At 61.3% G+C, this 19994-nt stretch carries 19 protein-coding genes; 11 read left to right on the top strand and 8 right to left on the bottom strand.

The features are described 5' to 3' along the window. Positions 1–122: 122 nt before the first annotated feature. The gene (gene fabV / locus AACU78_RS16820; protein ID WP_106576894.1) at positions 123–1316 is read left to right on the top strand and encodes an enoyl-ACP reductase FabV; all 1194 of its coding nucleotides are present in this window, start codon (positions 123–125) and stop codon (positions 1314–1316) included. Between the two features lie 209 nt (positions 1317–1525). Then, the gene (locus tag AACU78_RS16815) at positions 1526–2149 is read left to right on the top strand and encodes an HAD family hydrolase (protein ID WP_106576893.1); all 624 of its coding nucleotides are present in this window, start codon (positions 1526–1528) and stop codon (positions 2147–2149) included. On the opposite strand, the gene AACU78_RS16810 is transcribed toward AACU78_RS16815, so the two are convergent. Then, a complete protein-coding gene (locus AACU78_RS16810; protein ID WP_106576892.1) occupies positions 2146–3051 on the bottom strand; it encodes a LysR family transcriptional regulator in 906 nt (301 codons plus the stop codon). The two genes, AACU78_RS16815 and AACU78_RS16810, sit on opposite strands and share 4 nt — an antisense overlap. Before the next feature lie 103 nt (positions 3052–3154). Between AACU78_RS16810 and AACU78_RS16805 the strand changes: the two genes are divergently transcribed. Further along, positions 3155–4324 (top strand): aspartate aminotransferase family protein, encoded by a 1170-nt coding sequence (locus AACU78_RS16805; protein ID WP_106576891.1) that lies wholly within the window; start codon positions 3155–3157, stop codon positions 4322–4324. A gap of 127 nt (positions 4325–4451) precedes the next feature. Here AACU78_RS16805 and punR read toward each other — a convergent pair whose 3' ends face one another. After that, a complete protein-coding gene (gene punR / locus AACU78_RS16800; RefSeq protein WP_106576889.1) occupies positions 4452–5366 on the bottom strand; it encodes a DNA-binding transcriptional activator PunR in 915 nt (304 codons plus the stop codon). Between the two features lie 122 nt (positions 5367–5488). On the opposite strand from punR, the gene punC reads away from it, so the two are divergent. Beyond that, a complete protein-coding gene (gene punC / locus AACU78_RS16795) occupies positions 5489–6673 on the top strand; it encodes a purine nucleoside transporter PunC (RefSeq protein ID WP_106576888.1) in 1185 nt (394 codons plus the stop codon). 129 nt (positions 6674–6802) lie between these two features. On the opposite strand, the gene AACU78_RS16790 is transcribed toward punC, so the two are convergent. Beyond that, positions 6803–7636, bottom strand: coding sequence for a nucleoside-binding protein (locus AACU78_RS16790; protein ID WP_106576887.1), 834 nt, complete (start codon positions 7634–7636; stop codon positions 6803–6805). A gap of 158 nt (positions 7637–7794) precedes the next feature. Between AACU78_RS16790 and AACU78_RS16785 the strand changes: the two genes are divergently transcribed. Next, entirely contained in the window at positions 7795–9297 is a 1503-nt protein-coding gene (locus tag AACU78_RS16785; RefSeq protein WP_106576886.1) for a nucleobase:cation symporter-2 family protein, read from the top strand. A gap of 100 nt (positions 9298–9397) precedes the next feature. Here the strand turns inward: AACU78_RS16785 and AACU78_RS16780 are convergent, their stop codons facing one another. Continuing rightward, entirely contained in the window at positions 9398–10330 is a 933-nt protein-coding gene (locus AACU78_RS16780) for a proline iminopeptidase-family hydrolase (RefSeq protein ID WP_106576885.1), read from the bottom strand. A 93-nt stretch (positions 10331–10423) separates the two neighbouring features. Next, on the bottom strand, positions 10424–11188 hold the full coding sequence (locus AACU78_RS16775) for a LuxR family transcriptional regulator (RefSeq protein WP_106576884.1): 765 nt from the start codon (positions 11186–11188) through the stop codon (positions 10424–10426). Between the two features lie 183 nt (positions 11189–11371). Between AACU78_RS16775 and AACU78_RS16770 the strand changes: the two genes are divergently transcribed. Genes AACU78_RS16770 through AACU78_RS16745 form a run of 6 tightly spaced genes read left to right on the top strand, consistent with a single transcriptional unit; the run spans position 11372 to position 17529 of the window. Then, complete coding sequence (locus AACU78_RS16770; RefSeq protein WP_106576883.1) at positions 11372–12259, top strand: proline iminopeptidase-family hydrolase; 888 nt, start codon at positions 11372–11374, stop codon at positions 12257–12259. Positions 12260–12262: 3 nt separating this feature from the next. Beyond that, on the top strand, positions 12263–13210 hold the full coding sequence (locus tag AACU78_RS16765; protein ID WP_106576882.1) for an ABC transporter permease: 948 nt from the start codon (positions 12263–12265) through the stop codon (positions 13208–13210). After that, positions 13207–14064, top strand: coding sequence for an ABC transporter permease (locus AACU78_RS16760; protein ID WP_106576881.1), 858 nt, complete (start codon positions 13207–13209; stop codon positions 14062–14064). Before AACU78_RS16765 ends, AACU78_RS16760 begins: the two co-directional genes overlap by 4 nt. Continuing rightward, entirely contained in the window at positions 14061–15017 is a 957-nt protein-coding gene (locus AACU78_RS16755) for an ABC transporter ATP-binding protein (RefSeq protein ID WP_106576880.1), read from the top strand. Before AACU78_RS16760 ends, AACU78_RS16755 begins: the two co-directional genes overlap by 4 nt. After that, positions 15014–16033, top strand: coding sequence for an ABC transporter ATP-binding protein (locus tag AACU78_RS16750; RefSeq protein ID WP_106576879.1), 1020 nt, complete (start codon positions 15014–15016; stop codon positions 16031–16033). Before AACU78_RS16755 ends, AACU78_RS16750 begins: the two co-directional genes overlap by 4 nt. Further along, on the top strand, positions 16015–17529 hold the full coding sequence (locus AACU78_RS16745; RefSeq protein WP_106576878.1) for an ABC transporter substrate-binding protein: 1515 nt from the start codon (positions 16015–16017) through the stop codon (positions 17527–17529). The genes AACU78_RS16750 and AACU78_RS16745 overlap by 19 nt, the downstream gene beginning before the upstream one ends. 152 nt (positions 17530–17681) lie before the next feature. On the opposite strand, the gene AACU78_RS16740 is transcribed toward AACU78_RS16745, so the two are convergent. The 3 genes from AACU78_RS16740 to ubiG all read right to left on the bottom strand — a co-directional run bounded on the left by AACU78_RS16740 (position 17682) and on the right by ubiG (position 19984). Then, positions 17682–18422, bottom strand: coding sequence for a YciK family oxidoreductase (locus tag AACU78_RS16740; protein ID WP_106576877.1), 741 nt, complete (start codon positions 18420–18422; stop codon positions 17682–17684). A 187-nt stretch (positions 18423–18609) separates the two neighbouring features. Beyond that, positions 18610–19281, bottom strand: coding sequence for an N-acetylmuramic acid 6-phosphate phosphatase MupP (mupP, locus tag AACU78_RS16735; RefSeq protein WP_106576876.1), 672 nt, complete (start codon positions 19279–19281; stop codon positions 18610–18612). A gap of 4 nt (positions 19282–19285) precedes the next feature. Beyond that, positions 19286–19984 (bottom strand): bifunctional 2-polyprenyl-6-hydroxyphenol methylase/3-demethylubiquinol 3-O-methyltransferase UbiG, encoded by a 699-nt coding sequence (ubiG, locus tag AACU78_RS16730; RefSeq protein ID WP_003189760.1) that lies wholly within the window; start codon positions 19982–19984, stop codon positions 19286–19288. Positions 19985–19994: the final 10 nt, after the last annotated feature.

Below are 19994 nucleotides of genomic sequence, written 5' to 3'. Positions count from 1 at the left end.
ATTTTGTAAACAGAAGATTTGCGACTATCGTGACGCTTCGGTTTTTTGGACGTCATAGACCGGTACGATTAAGTTGAATGGCCACCATTGGCCTTCGGCACCTTGGAAGAGGCAGAAATTTTATGATCATCAAACCGCGGGTTCGTGGCTTTATCTGTGTGACCGCTCACCCTGTTGGCTGTGAAGCGAACGTCAAAGAGCAGATCGACTACGTCACCCAGCATGGCGTCATCGAGGGCGGCCCAAAGAAGGTGCTGGTCCTCGGCGCCTCCACCGGTTACGGCCTGGCCGCGCGCATCAGTGCTGCGTTTGGCTGCGGCGCCGATACCCTGGGTGTGTTTTTTGAGAAAGAAGGCGAAGAAGGCAAGCTGAGCTCCGCCGGCTGGTACAACAGCGCAGCGTTCGAGAAGTTTGCCGTTGAAAAAGGCCTGTACGCCAAGAGCATCAACGGCGACGCGTTCTCCGACGAGATCAAGCGCCTGACCATCGAAACCATCAAGAAAGACCTCGGCAAAATCGACCTGGTGGTGTACAGCCTGGCCGCGCCACGCCGTACCGACCCGCAAGGCGTGGTGCACACCTCCACCCTCAAGCCGATCGGCAAGGCCGTGACCCTGCGCGGTATCAATACCGACAAAGGCGTTGTGGTCGATACCACGCTTGAGCCTGCGACCCAGGAAGAAATCGACGGCACCGTGAAAGTCATGGGCGGCGAGGACTGGCAGCTGTGGATCGACGCGCTGCGTGACGCCGACGTGCTGGCTGAAGGCGCCAAGACCACCGCCTTCACCTACCTCGGTGAAAAGCTGACCCAGGACATCTACTGGAACGGCTCCATCGGCGAAGCCAAGAAAGACCTCGACAAGAAAGTCCTGACCCTGCGCGACAACCTCGCCGCACTCAAGGGCGACGCCCGTGTGTCGGTGCTCAAGGCGGTGGTCACCCAGGCCAGTTCGGCGATCCCGATCATGCCGCTGTACCTGTCGCTGCTGTTCAAAGTGATGAAAGAGCAGGGCACCCACGAAGGCTGCATCGAGCAGGTCTACGGCCTGTTCAAGGACAGCCTGTACGGCAAAGAGCCGAAACTGGATGCCGACGGCCGCCTGCGTGCCGACCTGGCTGAGCTGGAGCCCAAAGTCCAGGACGCCGTGGCGGCGCTGTGGAACCAGGTAACAGACGACAACGTTAACGAAATCAGCGACTTTGCCGGTTACAAGGCTGAGTTCCTGCGTTTGTTCGGTTTTGAAATCGACGGCGTTGATTACGAAGCTGATGTGAACCCGACCGTGAAGATCAAAGGCCTGATCCAAGCCTAAACACGGTCAAAAATGTGGGAGCGGGCTTGCTCGCGAATGCGGTATGTCAGTATCAGATACAGGGGCTGACACACCGCTTTCGCGAGCAAGCCCGCTCCCACATTTGCTTTGTGTGAACTCAAACCCCTCCTACACGCCATCGCGCTCCCGCCACTGCCCTTAATCTGCCAGACTCCTGCGGCTATCAAGCCACGCTAACGGAGGATCTGATGACGATTCGTGCAGTAGTTTTTGATTTCGGCGGTGTCCTGTTCGACTGGAACCCGCACCACCTGTACCGCCAGCTGATTGCCGACGATCACGAGCGGCAACACTTTCTCGACACCATTTGCACTCAAGCCTGGAACACCGAGCAGGACGCCGGTCGCAGCCTGGCCGAAGGCACGCGCCACCTGATCGAGCAGTACCCGGAGCATGCACCCTTGATTCAGGCCTATTACGACCGTTGGCACGAAATGCTGCGCGGCGCGTTGCCCGAAGGTGTGGCGATTCTCGAGGCGTTGCATCAAGCCGATATGCCGCTGTTCGGGCTGACCAACTGGTCGGCTGAAACCTTTCCCTATGCGCGGGCCAACTACCCGTTCCTGCAGTATTTGCGCGACATTGTGGTCTCCGGCGAGTTGAAGCAAATCAAGCCGGACGCGGCGATCTATCACGCGAGCCTCGGCCAGGTGCGCGCCCATCTGCCGGATATCCAGCCGGGCGAGGTGGTGTTTATCGACGACGTGGCGGGCAATGTCGAGGCCGCCGTCGCCCTCGGTTGGCAAGGTATTCATCACGTGTCGGCCGAGCGTACTGCGGCGCGCCTGCGGGCGTTGGGCGTGGACTTCTAGCGCGCCCATTTTTCCATGGCGAAATCCACAAAGGCGCGCAGCTTGGGCAGGCGGTAGCGGTCCTGTCTGTAAAGCAGGTGCATGGGGCGGCGGGGTAGCGTGTAGGACGTTAACAAGGCTACCAGCTTGCCGCTCTCCAGGTCCGGTTGTACAAGGGCATCGGCCAACATGATGATGCCCATGCCGTTTAGGGCCGCCTGGCGCAGGCCTTGCGAGCTGTTGATGGTCAATGACCCGGACACCGGCACCTCCACCTCGCCTTCCCCGCCAGTCAAGCGCCAGAGTTTGTCGGAGTCGCGCCAGTTGTCGGTCGCGGGGTAGGCGAACGCCAGGCAGTCATGGTGCTGCAGGTCACTGGGTGTCTGCGGCGTGCCGCGGCGTGCCAGGTAATCCGGTGAAGCGCAGAGGGTGAGGGTGTAGGCCTGCATGGGCCGGGCGATCAGGCTGGAGGTTTCCAGCTCGCCAAGGCGGATTGCTACGTCGAAGCCGCTGTCGACCAGGTCCATCCGCTCGTTGCTGAGCACCACGTAGAGGTTGATCAGCGGGTAGCGCTGAGAAAATTCGCTCAGGGCGGGCGTCAGGCGTTCGGTGCCGAATACCGGTGGCGCGGTAATGCGCAGGTTGCCCTTGGGCGTTTCGCTGTGGGCCTGCTCCGCCAACACTTCAGAGTCGGCAACCAGCCCCAGTACCTCCAGGCAGCGCTGGTAATACTGCCCGCCAAACTCGGTGAGGCTTTGCTTGCGCGTGGTGCGCTTGAGCAGGCTGACGCCCAGGCGCTGCTCCAGGGCGCGGAGGTGATTGCCGACCATGGTGGTCGACATCCCGCATTCCTGCGCGGCGGCCGTCATGCTGCCGCTCTCCACCACCTTGACGTACACCGACATTGCCTGGAACAGATCCATTATCAAGCCTTGGTTTAAAGTCATTACAGGAATGCGCAGTTTATCCAGCTCGAGTGGCTAACGATACTGGTGCCATCACTATGATGCACTGGAGCTTGCCACCATGACCGCCGCCTGCCTGATGACCACGTATCAACCCTTGGCCCTGAGCTTCACCCGTGGCCTGGGCACGCGCCTGTGGGACCAGCAGGGCCGTGAATACCTCGACGCGGTCGCCGGCGTGGCGGTGACCAATGTCGGGCATTCCCACCCTCGGCTGGTGACGGCGATCAGTGAACAGGCGGGCCTGTTGCTGCACACCTCCAACCTCTACAACATTGATTGGCAGCTACGGCTGGCCCAGCGCCTGGCACAGTTGTCTGGCCTTGACCGTGCGTTCTTCAACAACTCCGGCGCAGAAGCCAACGAAACGGCGCTGAAACTCGCTCGGCTGTATGGCTGGAAAAAGGGCATCGAAGAGCCGCTGGTGGTCGTGATGGAAAATGCGTTTCACGGGCGCACCCTTGGCACCATGGCTGCCAGCGACGGGCCGTCGGTGCGCCTGGGGTTTCAGCGCTTGCCGGGGGATTTTCTCAAGGTCGGGTTTGGCGACCTGGCGGCGCTGGAAGCCATCACGCAACAATTCGGCCCGCGCATTGCCGCGGTGCTGCTGGAACCGATCCAGGGCGAGAGTGGCGTGCTGCCAGCGCCGCCCGGCTACCTGAAAGCCCTGCGCGAGCATTGCACGCGCCACGGCTGGCTGATGATGCTCGATGAAATCCAGACCGGCATCGGCCGCACCGGCGCATGGTTTGCGTTCCAGCATGAAGGCATCGTGCCGGACGTGATGACGCTGGCCAAAGGCCTTGGCAATGGCGTGCCCATCGGCGCCTGCCTGGCCCGGGCCGCTGTGGCCCAGCTGTTCACACCCGGCAGCCACGGCAGCACATTCGGCGGCAACCCGCTGGCCTGCCGCGTGGGCTGCACGGTGCTGGACATTATTGAAGAGCAAGGCCTGCTGCAGAACGCCGCGCAACAGGGCGAGCGGCTGTTGGCGCGGCTGCGTGTGGAGTTGAGCGAGCATCCGCAGGTGCTGGCGATTCGCGGGCAAGGCCTGATGGTCGGGATCGAACTGGCACAGCCTTATCGCGATCTGGCCTATCGCGCAGCGCACGAGCACGGCCTGCTGATCAATGTGACGCGCGGCAAGATCATCCGCCTGCTGCCGCCGCTGACGCTGGAGGCCAAGGAGGTAGAGATGATCGTAAGGGCCATCGCCCGCTTATTGGACTGAAACCCGATAAAAGTGTGGGAGCTGGCTTGCCTGCGATAGCATCACCTCGGTCTGACATTAAGACCGAGGCGCTTGCATCGCAGGCAAGCCAGCTCCCACACATGCCCACATTGAATCCGTGTGACTTTCACAGATCTGGGCCGTTGAGCCACTCCTGATTCATGGTGTCGGTATCGCCCAGGTACTCCAGCAACCAACTCATCGCCGGCGACAATTTGCTCTGCGCCCAGGCCACGCACGATGGGCTGGCCGGGAACGGCCGACGCAATTGCAGCGCGACCAGCTCGCCACGTTCGATCCACGACAACACCTGATGCGCCGGCGCCATGCCGACGCACAGGCCATCGCGCAGGCAATCAAGCGCCGAGGACCAGTTGGGTACCACCAGCCGGCGTTGGTTATCCAGGGTCCAGGTGTCGCGCTTGGGCAGGTTGCGCGAGGTGTCGGTCATGCACAGCGAGGCGAACGGCCGCAGTTGATCGTCACTGAGCAAGCCGTCCAGCGCCGCCAGCGGATGCCTGGCGCTGACCACACACAGCCAGTTCAGCAGGCCCATGTCGCGAAAGGTGAAGTGGCTGGCCACCGGCACCGCGCTGGTGGCGCCGATCACAATGTCGGTGCGTTCATCGGCCAGGGCATCCCATACGCCGTTGTACACCTCGTATTCCAACAGCAATTCCACCTCGGGAAACTGCCGATAGAAGTCCAGCACCAGTTGCCGGCAGCGCTGGGGTTTGACGATGGAATCCACCGCAACCTTCAATTGGCCGCTCCAGCCATTCGCCACCTGCTGGCACAAACGCCGTGTACCGAGCATTTTTTTCATCACGCCGCGGGCTTCGTCTATAAATAGACGGCCGGCCGGGGTCAGCTCCACGTCACGATGGCGACGCACAAACAGCGGCACCGCCAGCCATTCCTCGAGCTGACGCACCGTATAGCTGATGGCCGAAGGCACGCGGTGCAGTTCCTGGGCGGCCGCGCTGAAGCTGCCGTGGCGCGCCACGGCATCCACCACGTCCAGCGAGTATTCGGACCACATGATGGTTGCCTTCAAAATATTTGATAGAGGTGTCCAATTATTATCGCTTCACACCCACACTGTCAGCTTCATAATGGGCGCCAGTCAGCAAATAGTTTGATGGCAAGTTCAGCAAGGCTTCAATGAAAAATTCTTTTGGTTTCACGTGGTACCTGGCGGGGCTGAGCATGCTCGGTTATCTCGCCATGGATATGTACTTGCCGGCGTTCGGCGCCATGGGCGAGCAGTTGCAGATCAGTGCGGGCGCCGTGGGCGCCAGCTTGAGTATTTTCCTCGCCGGTTTTGCGGTGGGGCAGTTGTTGTGGGGGCCGTTGTCCGACCGCCTCGGGCGCAAGCCGATACTGCTGGCGGGCCTGAGCCTGTTTGTAGTGGGTTGCCTGGGCATGTTCTGGGTCGAAACCGCGCCGCAACTGCTGGCGTTGCGTTTTATGCAAGCGATTGGCGTGTGTTCTGCGGCGGTGAGCTGGCAGGCACTGGTGATCGACCGATACCCGGCCGATAAGGCGCATCGCGTGTTCGCCAGCATCATGCCGCTGATGTCGCTGTCACCGGCCCTGGCGCCGTTGCTGGGCGCCATGGTGTTGAATCACTTCGGCTGGCAGGCGATCTTCGGTGTACTGCTGGGCGTGTCGCTGCTGTTGCTGCTGCCGACGTTGTTGCTGCGCAAAATGCCCAAGCGTCGGGCAGAGGAGGGCGAGCCTTCGCGCCTCGGTTATGGGCAGTTGCTGACCTCCCGCGTGTTCACCGGCAACGTGATGATCTTCGCTGCCTGCTCGGCCAGTTTCTTTGCCTGGTTGACGGCTTCGCCCTTCATTTTGGGCGACATGGGTTACAGCCCGAATGACATTGGCCTGAGCTACGTGCTGCCGACGTTGGCGTTTCTGATTGGTGGTTACAGCTGCCGCAGCGCATTGCAGCGCTATCAGGGCAAAACTCTGCTGCCCTGGTTACTGGTGGCTTACTGCATCAGCATGGTGGCGTTGTACCTGGTCGCCACGTTGACCGTGCCCACCCTGACCACCTTGCTGATTCCGTTCTGCCTGATGGCGCTGGTCAACGGCGCCAGTTACCCGATCGTGGTGGCGAATGCGCTGATGCCGTTTGCGGAAAATTCCGGCAAGGCAGCGGCACTGCAAAACACCTTGCAGCTGGGGCTGTGCTTTCTCAGCAGCCTGCTGGTGTCGTCGATGATTGACCAGCCGTTGCTGATCACCGTGATCGTGATGCTCGCAACGGCGCCGTTGGCGGTGCTGGGGTATTGGCTGGCGCGGCCGAAGACGGATAACTCGGAACTCGCAAACGCTTAAATCTGCACTGCGATCAAAAATGTGGGAGCTGGCTTGCCTGCGATAGCATCGACTCGGTGATTCCGAAGTACCCAGGTGCCTGCATCGCAGGCAAGCCAGCTCCCACAGTTGATTGGGTTTCTTCAGGGGTTAGAACGTGACTTCCATGTTCAGCGTTGGCGTGGAAGTCCGAGTCCCCCGGCCGCCGTCCACGCCGAACTTGTTGTGCCAGTACTCATAGCCCACCCCGAGATACAGGTTCGGCTTCACACTTTTACCCGGCCTTACCGCCACCATCAGCGCGGTGCGCATCAGCGTTTCTGGCGCGGTGTCGCGGCCATGGTAGTCCTCGCCTTTTTCCCCGACGTAATTGATAAAACCCTGGAATTTCGCCGCATGGTTGGCGATGTCGAACGGGCGCATCCACGTCAGGTTGAGCATGTAGGTGTCGTCAAACGTATGGTTTGACTCCTGCGCGCCGGGGATGCCGGTGTGGTTCTTTTCCTTGTAGTACATCAGGCTCAGGTCCAACACACCAACCGTGTTGAACTTCAGCGTCGGGCCGATCACCAGTGCGCGCTTTTTGGCTGAGGCGACGTTGTTGTTGCGGTTGGCATCAAAGCCCAGCGTCAGCGCGTAATCCTTGATCAACCCAGTGCCGAGCGGCACATCAAACACCCGCGATGCATACAGTTGATGCCGGTAAACGGCATAGACCTCACTGCCGCCATGGTCGGTGCCCTTGCGTGGGTCGTGGCTGTCGGACAGGAACACATCCAGGTTCAGGTAGTTGCTGCCGTATTGGTAGCCACTGGCGTGGGTAAAGCTGTAGATGCGTTTGCTGAAGTCATCGGGGTTGTTCGGATTGGTGAAGTGTTGGCCGTAGCGAAATCCTACGCTGTTGTTCATCCATTCCACCGCGACAGCCTCCCCACCGCCGAGAAGGGTCAATGCAACGGTTGCGCCCTGTAATGCCTTTTTCATTGTTTTAGGTCCTTTGGCGTTCTGGCTCATGACGGCCGGATTGTTTTTGTAACGCCGATGGAGGGTATCTTGTTCGATTGATTGTATACAACTCTATGGACATACAGTCCAAACATTGCATACAGTGTTCGCACAACAAAAACAGAGAACCCCTCACCATGACTATCCCGAAGGCGTCACCGCAGCGGCCAGAAGATGAGAATCTTGGCACCGCCGCCAACATGGCTTACGGCCTGCAGCATGTGCTCACCATGTACGGCGGCATCGTTGCCGTGCCGTTGATCGTCGGCCAGGCGGCCGGTTTGTCGCCGGCGGATATCGGCCTGTTGATCGCCGCGTCGCTGTTTGCCGGTGGCCTGGCCACGCTGTTGCAGACCCTGGGCCTGCCATTTTTTGGCTGCCAGCTGCCGCTGGTGCAGGGCGTGTCCTTTGCCGGTGTGGCGACCATGGTGGCGATAGTCGGCAGTGATGGCGCCGGCGGACTACCGGCGATTCTCGGCGCGGTGATGGCCGCGTCGTTTATCGGCTTGCTGATCACGCCGGTGTTCTCACGGATCACCAAGTTTTTTCCGCCGTTGGTCACCGGCATTGTGATCACCACCATTGGCCTCACACTGATGCCCGTGGCGGCACGCTGGGCCATGGGCGGCAACAGCCGCGCGGCGGATTTCGGCAGCATGGCCAATATCGGCCTCGCCGCGTTGACCCTGGTGCTGGTGTTGCTGCTGAGCAAGATCGGCAGCGCGGCCATTTCGCGGCTGTCGATTCTGTTGGCGATGGTGATCGGCACTGTGATCGCGGTGTTTCTGGGCATGGCGGATTTCTCCGGTGTGGCCCAGGGGCCCATGTTCGGTTTCCCCACGCCGTTCCATTTCGGCATGCCGACCTTTCAGGTGGCGGCAATCATTTCCATGTGCATCGTGGTGATGGTCACCCTGGTGGAAACCTCGGCGGACATCCTCGCGGTGGGCGAGATCATCGACACCAAGGTCGATTCCAAGCGCCTGGGTAATGGTTTGCGCGCCGACATGCTGTCGAGCATGTTCGCGCCGATCTTCGGTTCATTCACCCAAAGCGCGTTCGCCCAGAACGTCGGCCTGGTGGCGGTGACCGGGGTAAAGAGCCGCTTTGTGGTGGCCACGGGTGGGGTGTTTCTGGTGGTGCTGGGGCTGTTGCCGTTTATGGGCCGGGTGATCGCGGCCGTGCCGACATCGGTGCTCGGCGGCGCCGGGATCGTGCTGTTCGGCACCGTGGCGGCCAGTGGTATTCGCACGCTGTCCAAGGTGGATTACCGCAACAACATGAACCTGATCATCGTGGCCACGTCTATCGGCTTCGGCATGATCCCCATCGCGGCGCCGAACTTCTACGACCACTTCCCCACCTGGTTCGCGACCATTTTCCACTCGGGCATCAGTTCGTCGGCGATCATGGCGATCCTGCTGAACCTGGCGTTCAACCACTTCACTGCGGGTAACTCGGACCAGCAGTCGGTGTTCGTGGCGGGCACTGAGCGCAGTTTGTGCTTCCACGATGTGGCGGCATTGCGCGATGGGGATTACTTCAGCGGCGGCAAGTTGTTTGATGCTGAAGGGAAAGAGATTCCGGTGGTGGCTGACGTGCCAAGGAAGGCCGTAAAACCTGAAACCACCGAAGTCTAAAAATGTGGGAGCGGGCTTGCTCGCGAATGCGCTGGATCAGTCGAAACCTTCCTTGGCTGACACCCAGCATTCGCGAGCAAGCCCGCTCCCACAGTGGGAATTAGCCCGCCTTGAGGACGTTGTGCGGCACTGAGCACACCTCATCCAGAAACTTCACCACGGTCCCCATGCACGCCTGGCGCTCTTCCACGTGGGGCATGTGGCTGGAATCTTCAAACAGCGCCCAGCGCACATCCGCGATCTCATCCAGAAACGGCTTGACCACCAGTGGCGTCGCCTCGTCGTGTCGGCCGGAAATCACCAGGGTCGGCACATTGATCGCCGACAGGCGGCCAATCACATTCCAGTCCTTGAGGCTGCCAATCACGTGAAACTCGGTCGGGCCGCTCATGGCGTGGTACACCGTCGGGTCGGCGTCCACCGCTGCGAAGGTGCGGGCCACTTCTTCCGGCCACGGGATGACGCGGCACACGTGCTGGTCATAAAAAATCCGCGAGGCGGCGAGGTATTCCGGGTCCTGGTAGGTGCCGGCCTGTTCGTGTTTGAGCAGGGTTTCGTGCACGCCTTCAGGCAGCAGTTGGCGCAGGCGGTTGGCTTCGCTGACCCACGTGCGCATGCAGGTGGGCGAGTTGGCCGGGATAAACGCGCGCAAGCCCTTCGGCTGCAGAATCGCGTGCTCGCTGCCGAGCATGCCGCCCCAGGATTGCCCGAGGATCGCGTAGTTGTCGCTGATCTGCAGGTGGTCCAGCAGGTTGTTCAACTCTTCAAGGAACAGGCCGATGGTCCAGAACGACGGGTCTTTGTCCGGCAAATGGGTGGAGCGGCCATTGCCCAACTGGTCGTAGTGAATCACCGCATGGCCGCTGGCAGCCACGTCTTTGAAGGCGTCGACATAGTCATGGGTGCAGCCGGGGCCGCCGTGGATGATCACCAACGGTGTACGGCCGGTGGTCAGGTCGCCAGTGACGCGGTACCAGGTCTGGTAGGCGCCGAATGCCGCATAACCTTCGCGGACTTTCTCGATGAATTCCATTTCGTACCCTGCTCTGAAAAAAAGGATCAGGGATACGATAGTCCGCACACGAGGTTTAAGTAACTAGCAAAACAGCTAGGTTTTGCCGAAGGTTCAGTCTTCCAGCAAGCGGTAATGCGTGGCGCGAACCACCGCCTGCACGCGGTTCTTGGCCCCCAATTTATGCATCGCCGACGCCAGGTGCAGGGTGACCACCGCCAGCGAGCGGCTCAACTGGGTGGCGATTTCGGCAGCGGTCAGGCCATCGGCAGCCCATTTCAGGCATTCACGCTCGCGTTTGGTCAGGTGAATATGCGGGTAAGTGCGCAGCTCTTTGCTGAACAGCGGGTAGGCCGCTTCCTGCAGGGCATGGGTGATCAGGCTGAAGTCCGCCAGGGTCTGCTGCGCATCCTTCAACACCGTGCTGGCCTTGCCGGTGCGCAAGCCGGTGAGTGACGCGAAACCGCCGCGAGGCAGGTGAATCGGCACGCTGACGCCGCAGGTCAGTTGGCGTTCATGCAGGTAAGAAGACACGGGGGCGTGGCAGGGGTCGATGATTTTCTGCAGTGCGGTCTGGGCTTTTGCCTCGTAGGACCATACGAACGGGGACACCGTGCTCAGGGCCAGGTGTTGCACCGGGTCGATCTGGTAAAACCCTTCGCTGCACCACAACGCATGCCAGTCGGGCGGCGTGTTGCGCAGCTCCAGCACCGAGGGTGTGATCAGCGAGCCGTCCTGGTCGATGGGCACCGGCGTGTAGTCGTACACCAGCGCGTCGAAGCCCAGTTGCTGGGCCAGGATAAAGGTATTGTCCATATGTTCATCCAGGCTCCTGCCCGGCATCAGACGATTATTGAAGGCAGTCAGCCTGGTCAGCATCCGTTCTGCTCCCGAATTCATTTGAATCTCGACTTGCGGCAAGTAGAATGCCACGCCCCGGCGAAGGACTGCCAGGCCAAACCTATAAGAAATACTAGGTTATGGACGCACGGCATCCTCGGTAGTGTTGGCCTGATAAACGGCCGCTACCCGCCAGGCCGATACAACACAAGGAATGTATGCATGTGGCGTGAAATTGCCCCCGACCAGCAGTACAACGTGCAAGTCGACGGCCATAACCTCGTGGTCTACAGCTTTGGCGCTGGCGATGAGGTGCTCTTGTGCCTCAATGGCGGCCCGGGCCTGCCGTGTGACTACTTGCGCGACGCCCATGGCTGGCTCAAAGCGCATAACCTGCGAGTGGTTGCATTCGACCAGCTTGGCACCGGCGCATCAGCCAGACCGACTGATGTTTCCTTGTGGGAAATCAGCCGTTATGTCGAAGAAGTCGAAACCGTGCGCCAGGCCCTCGACCTGGGCCGCGTGCACCTGCTCGGGCATTCCTGGGGCGGCTGGCTGGGCATCGAATACGCCATCCATTACCCCGATGCGCTGAAAAGCCTGATCCTCGAAAACACTGTCGGCGACATCCCGCACCTGTCCCAGGAACTCGAACGCCTGCGCGGCGCCCTCGGCAGCGAAACCGTGGCCATGATGCAGCGTCATGAAGCCATGGGCACCCTGGACCACCCGCAGTACCAGGCCGCCATCACCTTGCTCAACTACCGCCACGTCTGCCGCCTGGATGAATGGCCGGAGCCGGTCAAGCGCTCGCTCGGCGACTGGAACATGGGCCCGTACGAAACCATGCAAGGCCCCAACGAATTCCTCTACATCGGCAACCTCAAGGACTGGAACCGCATCCCCGAGATGGCCGAGTTCAAGATGCCGATCCTGATCACCACCGGCCAGCACGATGAGCTCACGCCCGCCTGCGCGCATCGCATGAAGCTGGCCGCCAGGCATGCCGAGTTGCACGTGTTCCCCAACAGCAGCCACATGCCTTTTTATGAGGAGCCCCACGCGTACTTCCCGGTGCTGCTGGACTTCCTCGCGCGTCACCGGGGCTGACGGATGAACCTGGCGCGCTACCGTTTTGTGCTGTCCCGGCCGCTGCAATTGCTGCCGGTGCTGTTTGGCATCAGCCTGATCACCTTTGTGCTGGTGCGCTCGATCCCGGGCGACCCGGCCCGGGCCTTGCTCGGCTCGCGCAGTACGCCGGATGCCTTGCTGAAAATCCGCGCCCAATACGGCCTGGATCAGCCGTTGTGGCTGCAATACTTCTACTTCCTCAAGAACCTGCTCAAGGGCGACCTCGGCCAATCGCTGCTGTACAAAGTCGATGCCTTGAAGCTGATCGTCACCCGCATCGAGCCGACCCTGGTGCTGGTGCTTGGCAGCGTGCTGCTGGCGCTGTTGATTGCGCTGCCGCTGGCGACATGGGCGGCGCGTAATAAGGGCGGATGGGCGGACAACCTGATTCGTGTGTTCACCACCGTCGGCCTGGGCATGCCGGCGTTCTGGCTGGGCTTGATGTTGATTCTGTTGCTGAGTGTGAAGTGGGGCCTGTTCCCGGTGTCTGGCTACGGCCGCACCTGGCTGGACAAGGCCCACCATATGCTGCTGCCGTGCCTGACCATCGCCCTGGCGCTGTCGGCGGTGCTGGTGCGCAACCTGCGCGCGAGCATGTTGATGGAATTGCAGGCCGATCACGTCACCGCCGCGCGGGCGCGTGGGCTGTCGGAGGCCGCCGTGTTCCGTCGGCATGTGTTGCCCAATTCGCTGGTGCCGGCGGTCAACCTGCTGGCGGTGAACATCGGCTGGCTGATCAGCGGCACGGTGGTGATCGAAAGCCTGTTCGCGATTCCCGGTATCGGCCAATTGCTGGTGCGCGGCATTTTCACCCGTGACTACATGGTGGTGCAGGGCGTGGCCATGGTGCTGGCCTGTGCGACGGTGGTGGTCAACTTCGTTGCCGACGTGGTGACGGTGGCCCTCGATCCACGGGTGAAGATGCAATGAGCAGCCGCCCACTGATTGCTCCGTGGCGTTTGCGCCTGCGTTTTGGTTTTCGCAATGGCCGGCTGACGGCGGCGTGGGGCCTGCTGATCCTGCTGGTGTGGTTGGCCCTGGCGCTGTTTGCACCGTGGGTCGCACCCTTTGACCCGATTGCGCAGAACACTGACATCAGTTTGCTCGGGCCTAGCCTGGCGCACCCGTTCGGCACGGATAACTACGGCCGGGACATCCTTTCGCGCGTGATCTGGGGCGCGCGCATCGACCTGCAACTGGCCATTGTCGGGGTGATTTTCCCGTTCATGATCGGCACCTTTGTCGGCGCGGTTTCGGGCTACATCGGCGGGCGTTTCGACAGCTTCTGCATGCGCGTGATCGACGTGATCCTGGCATTCCCGTTTCTTGTGCTGATGCTGGCGATCATGGCGATTCTCGGCCCAGGCTTGAAAAGCTTTTATATCGCCATGGCGCTGGTGGGCTGGGTGTCGTATGCGCGGCTGATCCGCTCGCAGATCCTGGTGCTCAAGGAAAGCGAGTTTGCGCTGGCCGCCAAAAGCCTGGGCTTTGGCCATGGGCGCATTCTGTTCCGGCATTTGCTGCCCAACGCCATGTTCGGTTCGATTGTGTTTTCCATGTCTGACGCCGTGCTGGTGCTGCTCAATGGCGCCGCCGTGAGTTACCTGGGCCTGGGCGTGCAACCGCCGACCGCCGAGTGGGGCACGATGGTGGCCGAAGGGCAGGCGTTTATCACTACGGCCTGGTGGATTTGCACCTTTCCGGGCCTGGCCATCGTCACGCTGGCCATGGGCTTCAGCCTGCTCGCCGATGGCGTGGCGCAAGTGTTGGGGGATCGCGCATGAGCCTGCTGCAAGTGCGTGACCTCAGCGTGATCGCCAACAATGCCGGGCGCGATGTCACCTTGGTCGACCGCGTGTCCTTTGATTTGGCCGAGGGTGAAATCCTTGGCCTGGTGGGCGAGAGCGGCTCGGGCAAGACCCTGGCCTGTCGCGGGTTGATGCGCCTGCTGCCGTCGCCCAACTTGCGCGTGCAAGGCGCTGCTGTGCGCCTGGCCGGGCAGGACCTGTTGACGCTGGACGAGGCCGGCATGCGCGCCGTGCGTGGCGGGCAACTGGGCATGATTTTCCAGAACCCCAGCAGCCATCTGGACCCGTTGATGCGCATCGGCGAGCAGATCGCCGAGGGCATTCGCCTGCACCAGGGCGCGTCGAAAAAAGACGCGCGCCTGCAAGCCATCGACGTGCTGCGCCAGGTCGGCATTCCCGATCCCAAGGCACGGGTCGACAACTACCCCCACGAGTTTTCCGGCGGCATGCGCCAGCGCGCGATGATCGCTGTGGCGTTGGGCTGTAATCCTGAAGTGCTGATTGCCGACGAGCCGACCACCGCCCTCGATGTCACCGTACAGGCGCAAATCCTGCGCCTGTTACTGGAGCTGCGCGATCAGCGCGGCCTGTCGATCATCATGATCACCCACGACCTCGGTGTGGTGGCGCAAACCTGTGATTCCATCGCGGTGATGTACGCCGGGCGCCTGTGCGAGCACGGCAGCAAATACGAGTTGCTGGCCAACCCGCAGCACCCGTACACCGCCGGCTTGATTGATTGTCAGCCTGCCCACAGCAGTGGGCACGCGTTGCTGCGCACGATTCCCGGCCAGCCGCCGTTGCTGGACGCATTGCCGCAAGGGTGTCGCTTCAACCCGCGCTGTGCGCAGGCGGGCGCCTTGTGCACGCAGTTGTTGCCCCAAGGTGCGCGGGTGGCGTGCCACTATCCCTTGGGAGACCGATCATGAGCCTGTTGCAGATCAAGGACCTTGAGGTGCGTTTCGCGGCGCCCGGTACGGGCCTGTTTGGCCTGCATAAACAGTGGGTGAGGGCGGTCAATGGTGTCTCGCTGAACCTGGCCGCCGGTGAAACCCTGGGGCTGGTTGGCGAGTCCGGCAGCGGCAAGAGCACGCTCGGCCGGGCGATCCTGCACCTCAACCCGATCAGCGCCGGCCAGGTGCTGTTCGATGGCGTCGACATGGCCCATGGCAGCGCTATTGATATCGCCCGCCTGCGCCATGAAACCGCGATGATTTTCCAGGACCCGTACGCCGCGCTGAACCCGCGCCACACCATCGGCGAAACCCTTGCCGAAGTGTTGCGCGTACAGCGCAAAGTGGCGCCGCAGCAGATACCGGCCCGCGTGAATGAACTGCTCGATCTGGTCGGCCTGCGCCCCGAATTGGCCAGCCGCAAACCCGGCTCTTTAAGCGGCGGCCAGTGCCAGCGTGTCGGTATCGCGCGGGCGCTGGCGGTGGAACCGCGCTTGATCATCGCCGATGAATGCGTGGCGGCGCTGGATGTGTCGATCCAGGGCCAGATCATCAACCTGTTGCTGGAACTGCAGCAGCGCATGAACCTGGCGATCCTGTTTATCGCCCATGACCTGGCCATCGTGCGGCGCCTGTGCGACCGCGTGGCGGTGATGTACCTGGGCAAAATCGTCGAGGAAGGCCCGGTGGAAGCGGTGTTTACCGCACCGCGCCATCCGTACACGGCGGCGCTGATCGAGGCGATCCCCGAGATCGATCCGCATCGGCCGTTGCCTGCAGAACCGTTGCCCGGTGAGCCACCGAGCCCGCTGAATTTGCCCACAGGCTGCGCCTTTCACCCGCGTTGCCGGTTCGCCCGAACGATGTGTTCCGTGGTGTTGCCGCCGACGCATTTCCTGCACGAGCATCGATACAGTTGCGTGCTTGAAGCGCCACTCACCCCTTCTGCCATTCATGAACAAGGAGTTATGACATGCAATCGCGCCACTTGAAGTTGCTCGCCGCTGCTACGTTGACCGCGTGGTCCCTTACTGCCGGCCTGGCCCAGGCTGCCGGTGTGCTGACCATCGGCTGCCGTGAAGACAGCACCACGTTTGACCCGATCAAAAGCGCGCAAAACCGCGACACCTGGGTGTTCGCCAACGTCTACGACACGCTGGTGCGCGTGGATAACCTGGGCACCAAGATGGAGCCAGGCCTGGCAGAAAGCTGGGACATTTCCAAGGACGGCCTGACCTACACCTTCAAACTGCGCGAGGCGAAGTTCTCCGACGGCTCGCCGATCACCGCCGACGACGCAGCGTTCAGCCTGCTGCGTATCCGCGACAACAAGGCCTCGTTGTGGAGCGACCCGTTCAGCCTGATCAACACGGCCAAGGCGTCGGACCCGCACACCCTGGTCGTCACCCTGAAAACTCCGGCTGTAGCCTTCCTCTCGCAATTGGCGTCGCCGACGGTGTCGATCCTGTCGGAAAAAGCCATGACCAAGATGGGCGAAGACGCTTACTCGGAAAACCCGGTGACGTCCGGCGCGTTTACCGTGGACGAGTGGCGCAAGGGCGACCGGGTGATTCTGAAAAAGAACCCGAACTTCTGGCAGGCCAACAACGTGAGCCTGGATGGCGTTGAGTGGGTATCGGTCACCGACGACAACACACGCATGCGCATGGTGCAGAACAACGAGCTCGACACAGCGATCTTCGTACCGTTCTCCCGCGTGGAAGAGCTGAAAAAAGACAAGAACGTGGTGATCCACTCAGATCCGTCGACCCGCGAAGACCACTTGCTGATCAACCACGCCCACGGCTTGCTGGCCAAACCGCAAGTGCGCGAGGCGCTGGACATGGCCATCGACAAACAATCGCTGGTCAAGACCGCCACTTACGGTCAGGGCACCGTGGCCTATTCCTACATCCCCAAAGGCTCGCTGTACCACTACGCCAACAACCTGCAACGCCCGTATGACCCGACCGCCGCCAAAAAGCTGCTGGAGGCGGCCGGTGCCAAGGACTTGAAGCTCAACTACGTGGTCAACGCCGGCAACGAAGCCGACGAGCAGATCGCGGTGATCATCAAGGACCAATTGGCCAAGGTCGGCGTGACCGCCAACCTGCAGAAAGTTGACCCGACTCAAAGCTGGCAGATGCTGGTGGACGGTGAGTACGATATTTCGGTGATGTACTGGACCAACGACATCCTCGACCCGGACCAGAAAACCACTTTCGTGCTGGGCCACGACACCAACCAGAACTACATGACCCGCTACAAGAACGACAAGGTCAAGGAGCTGGTGGCGACTGCGCGGATCGAGGCTGATCCGGTCAAGCGTGAGCAGATGTACATCGAGTTGCAGAAACTGGCAAAACAGGATGTGAACTGGATCGACCTGTACTACAGCCCGTACATCAACATCTCACGCAAGAATGTGAGCAACTTCCTGCAGAACCCGCTGGGGCGCTTCACCCTGGAAGAAGTAGTGAAAAACTAACCCTCCCAGATACACCGCAAAACAATGTGGGAGCTGGCTTGCCTGCGATGGCATCCACTCGGTATGTCAGATACACCGCGGTGAGGCCATCGCAGGCAAGCCAGCTCCCACTTAAACCCGGTTCCACAGTTTGATTTGTGCTGTGTCAGGTTTTACTGCGCATCAAACGCCTGCCCATTGACGCCCGCACTGTCCGGCCCCATCAGGTACAGGTACACCGGCATGATGTCTTCCGGCGCCGGCCTTTCCATCGGGTTTTCCCCTGGATACGCCTGTGCACGCATGCTGGTGCGCGTGCCACCTGGGTTGATGCTGTTGGAGCGCACCGACGCGACATCCTCCAACTCATCGGCCAGGGTTTGCATCAAGCCTTCAGTCGCGAACTTCGACACGCCGTACGCGCCCCAGTAGGCACGGCCCTTGCGCCCGACGCTGCTGGAGGTGAACACCACCGACGCATCCTGGGACAGCTTGAGCAGCGGCAGCAGCGTGCTGGTCAGCATGAACATTGCGTTGACGTTGACGTGCATCACCCGCATGAAATTCTCACCGGACAGCTGCTCGATCGGCGTGCGTGGGCCGATGATCGAGGCGTTGTGCAGCAGGCCGTCGAGGTGGCCGAACTCCTTTTCGATCATCGCGGCCAGCTCATCGTATTGATGGGGCAGGGCCGTCTCGAGGTTGAACGGGATCACCACCGGTTGCGGATGGCCTGCCGCTTCGATTTCGTCATACACCTGAGCCAGGTTGGCTTCGGTTTTGCCCAGCAACAGCACGGTAGCGCCATGGGCGGCGTAGGTTTTTGCCGCCGCCGCGCCAATCCCGCGACCGGCGCCGGTCACCAGGATCACCCGGCCTTTGAGCAATTCTGGACGTGCGCAGTAATCAAACATAAATAGCCTCGACAGAATTCAAGATGTTGCCAGCACCAAGCTTGAGAACAGTGGAGATCCCTGTGGGAGCGGGCTTGCTCGCGAAAGCGGTGAGTCAGTTAACACATTCATTGACTGGCACGCCGCCTTCGCGAGCAAGCCCGCTCCCACATTTGGATTTTCATCGTTCAGAACAGTCGGTGAACAATCAGCAACTGCACAGTGCGTTATCCAGCACCTTGCGCAGCTCCAACGGGTGGTCCACGACCACGTCGGCGCCCCAGTTGCGGGGGTTGTCGTCCGGGTGGATGTAGCCGAACGTGACCGCTGCGGTGCGGGTGCCGGCGTCGCGGCCGGACTCGATATCGCGCAGGTCATCGCCCACGAACAGCACGCTGGCAGGGTCCAGGTCGAGCATCTTGCACGCCAGGATCAGCGGCTCCGGGTCTGGCTTGCTGTTCTTCACGTGGTCCGGGCAGATCAGCAGCGCCGAACGCTCGGCCAGGCCCAGTTGCTGCATGATCGGTTCGGCAAAGCGCAGCGGCTTGTTGGTGACCACGCCCCAGACCAGGTTGGATTTTTCGATGTCCTGCAGCAGTTCTTCCATGCCGTCGAAGAGCTTGCTGTGGATCGCGCAGCCCTTGAGGTAGCGCTCCAGAAACTCCAGGCGCAGGGCTTCAAAACCTGGGGATTCCGGGTCCATCGAGAAGGTCACGGCAACCATCGCCCGCGCGCCGCCGGAGATTTCATCGCGGATGTGCTGGTCGTTGATCGGCGCCAGGCCGCGGTCGGCGCGCATCGCCTGGCAGATCGCGATGAAGTCCGGCGCGGTGTCCAGCAACGTACCGTCCATATCGAAGAGAACCGCTCGCAACTTCACAGGCTTACTCCTCGCGCAGGGTCTGGATCATGTAGTTGACGTCAACGTCGTTGGCCAGCTTGTAGTGCTTGGTCAGCGGGTTGTAGGTCAGGCCGATGATGTCTTTGACGGTCAGCCCGGCCTGGCGGCTCCAGGCGCCCAGCTCGGAAGGGCGGATGAATTTCTTGAAGTCGTGGGTGCCGCGCGGCAGCAACTTCATGATGTATTCGGCGCCGATGATCGCGAACAGGTAGGCCTTGGGGTTGCGGTTGATGGTGGAGAAGAACACCTGGCCGCCTGGCTTGACCATGCGGAAACAGGCGCGGATCACCGAGGAGGGGTCTGGCACGTGCTCGAGCATCTCAAGGCAGGTGACCACGTCGAACTGCTCGGGCATTTCCTCGGCCAGGGCTTCGGCGGTGATCTGGCGGTATTCCACGCTCACGCCGGATTCCAGCTGGTGCAGTTGCGCGACGGCCAGTGGGGCTTCGCCCATGTCGATGCCCATCACGGTGGCGCCACGCTGGGCCATCGCTTCGCTGAGGATGCCGCCGCCACAACCGACGTCGAGTACCTTTTTGCCGGCCAGGTTGACGCGTTCGTCAATCCAGTTGACCCGCAGCGGGTTGATGTCATGCAGGGGTTTGAACTCGCTTTCGCGGTCCCACCAGCGGTGAGCCAGGGCTTCGAATTTGGCGATTTCGGCGTGGTCGACGTTGCTCATGGTGAATCCT

The organism is Pseudomonas sp. R9.37 (genome assembly GCF_963878885.1).
Taxonomy (GTDB): Bacteria; Pseudomonadota; Gammaproteobacteria; order Pseudomonadales; family Pseudomonadaceae; genus Aquipseudomonas.
Note: the sequence above shows the minus strand (reverse complement) of the source record. Positions and strands in the feature narration are given on the sequence as shown.

Bases quoted from the DNA above. Each gene is read 5' to 3' on its own strand.
- fabV (WP_106576894.1), top strand. From the start codon at position 123: ATGATCATCAAACCGCGGGTTCGTGGCTTTATCTGTGTGACCGCTCAC.
- AACU78_RS16815 (WP_106576893.1), top strand. From the start codon at position 1,526: ATGACGATTCGTGCAGTAGTTTTTGATTTCGGCGGTGTCCTGTTCGAC.
- AACU78_RS16810 (WP_106576892.1), bottom strand. From the start codon at position 3,051: ATGGATCTGTTCCAGGCAATGTCGGTGTACGTCAAGGTGGTGGAGAGC.
- AACU78_RS16805 (WP_106576891.1), top strand. From the start codon at position 3,155: ATGACCGCCGCCTGCCTGATGACCACGTATCAACCCTTGGCCCTGAGC.
- punR (WP_106576889.1), bottom strand. From the start codon at position 5,366: ATGTGGTCCGAATACTCGCTGGACGTGGTGGATGCCGTGGCGCGCCAC.
- punC (WP_106576888.1), top strand. From the start codon at position 5,489: ATGAAAAATTCTTTTGGTTTCACGTGGTACCTGGCGGGGCTGAGCATG.
- AACU78_RS16790 (WP_106576887.1), bottom strand. From the start codon at position 7,636: ATGAAAAAGGCATTACAGGGCGCAACCGTTGCATTGACCCTTCTCGGC.
- AACU78_RS16785 (WP_106576886.1), top strand. From the start codon at position 7,795: ATGACTATCCCGAAGGCGTCACCGCAGCGGCCAGAAGATGAGAATCTT.
- AACU78_RS16780 (WP_106576885.1), bottom strand. From the start codon at position 10,330: ATGGAATTCATCGAGAAAGTCCGCGAAGGTTATGCGGCATTCGGCGCC.
- AACU78_RS16775 (WP_106576884.1), bottom strand. From the start codon at position 11,188: ATGCTGACCAGGCTGACTGCCTTCAATAATCGTCTGATGCCGGGCAGG.
- AACU78_RS16770 (WP_106576883.1), top strand. From the start codon at position 11,372: ATGTGGCGTGAAATTGCCCCCGACCAGCAGTACAACGTGCAAGTCGAC.
- AACU78_RS16765 (WP_106576882.1), top strand. From the start codon at position 12,263: ATGAACCTGGCGCGCTACCGTTTTGTGCTGTCCCGGCCGCTGCAATTG.
- AACU78_RS16760 (WP_106576881.1), top strand. From the start codon at position 13,207: ATGAGCAGCCGCCCACTGATTGCTCCGTGGCGTTTGCGCCTGCGTTTT.
- AACU78_RS16755 (WP_106576880.1), top strand. From the start codon at position 14,061: ATGAGCCTGCTGCAAGTGCGTGACCTCAGCGTGATCGCCAACAATGCC.
- AACU78_RS16750 (WP_106576879.1), top strand. From the start codon at position 15,014: ATGAGCCTGTTGCAGATCAAGGACCTTGAGGTGCGTTTCGCGGCGCCC.
- AACU78_RS16745 (WP_106576878.1), top strand. From the start codon at position 16,015: ATGCAATCGCGCCACTTGAAGTTGCTCGCCGCTGCTACGTTGACCGCG.
- AACU78_RS16740 (WP_106576877.1), bottom strand. From the start codon at position 18,422: ATGTTTGATTACTGCGCACGTCCAGAATTGCTCAAAGGCCGGGTGATC.
- ubiG (WP_003189760.1), bottom strand. From the start codon at position 19,984: ATGAGCAACGTCGACCACGCCGAAATCGCCAAATTCGAAGCCCTGGCT.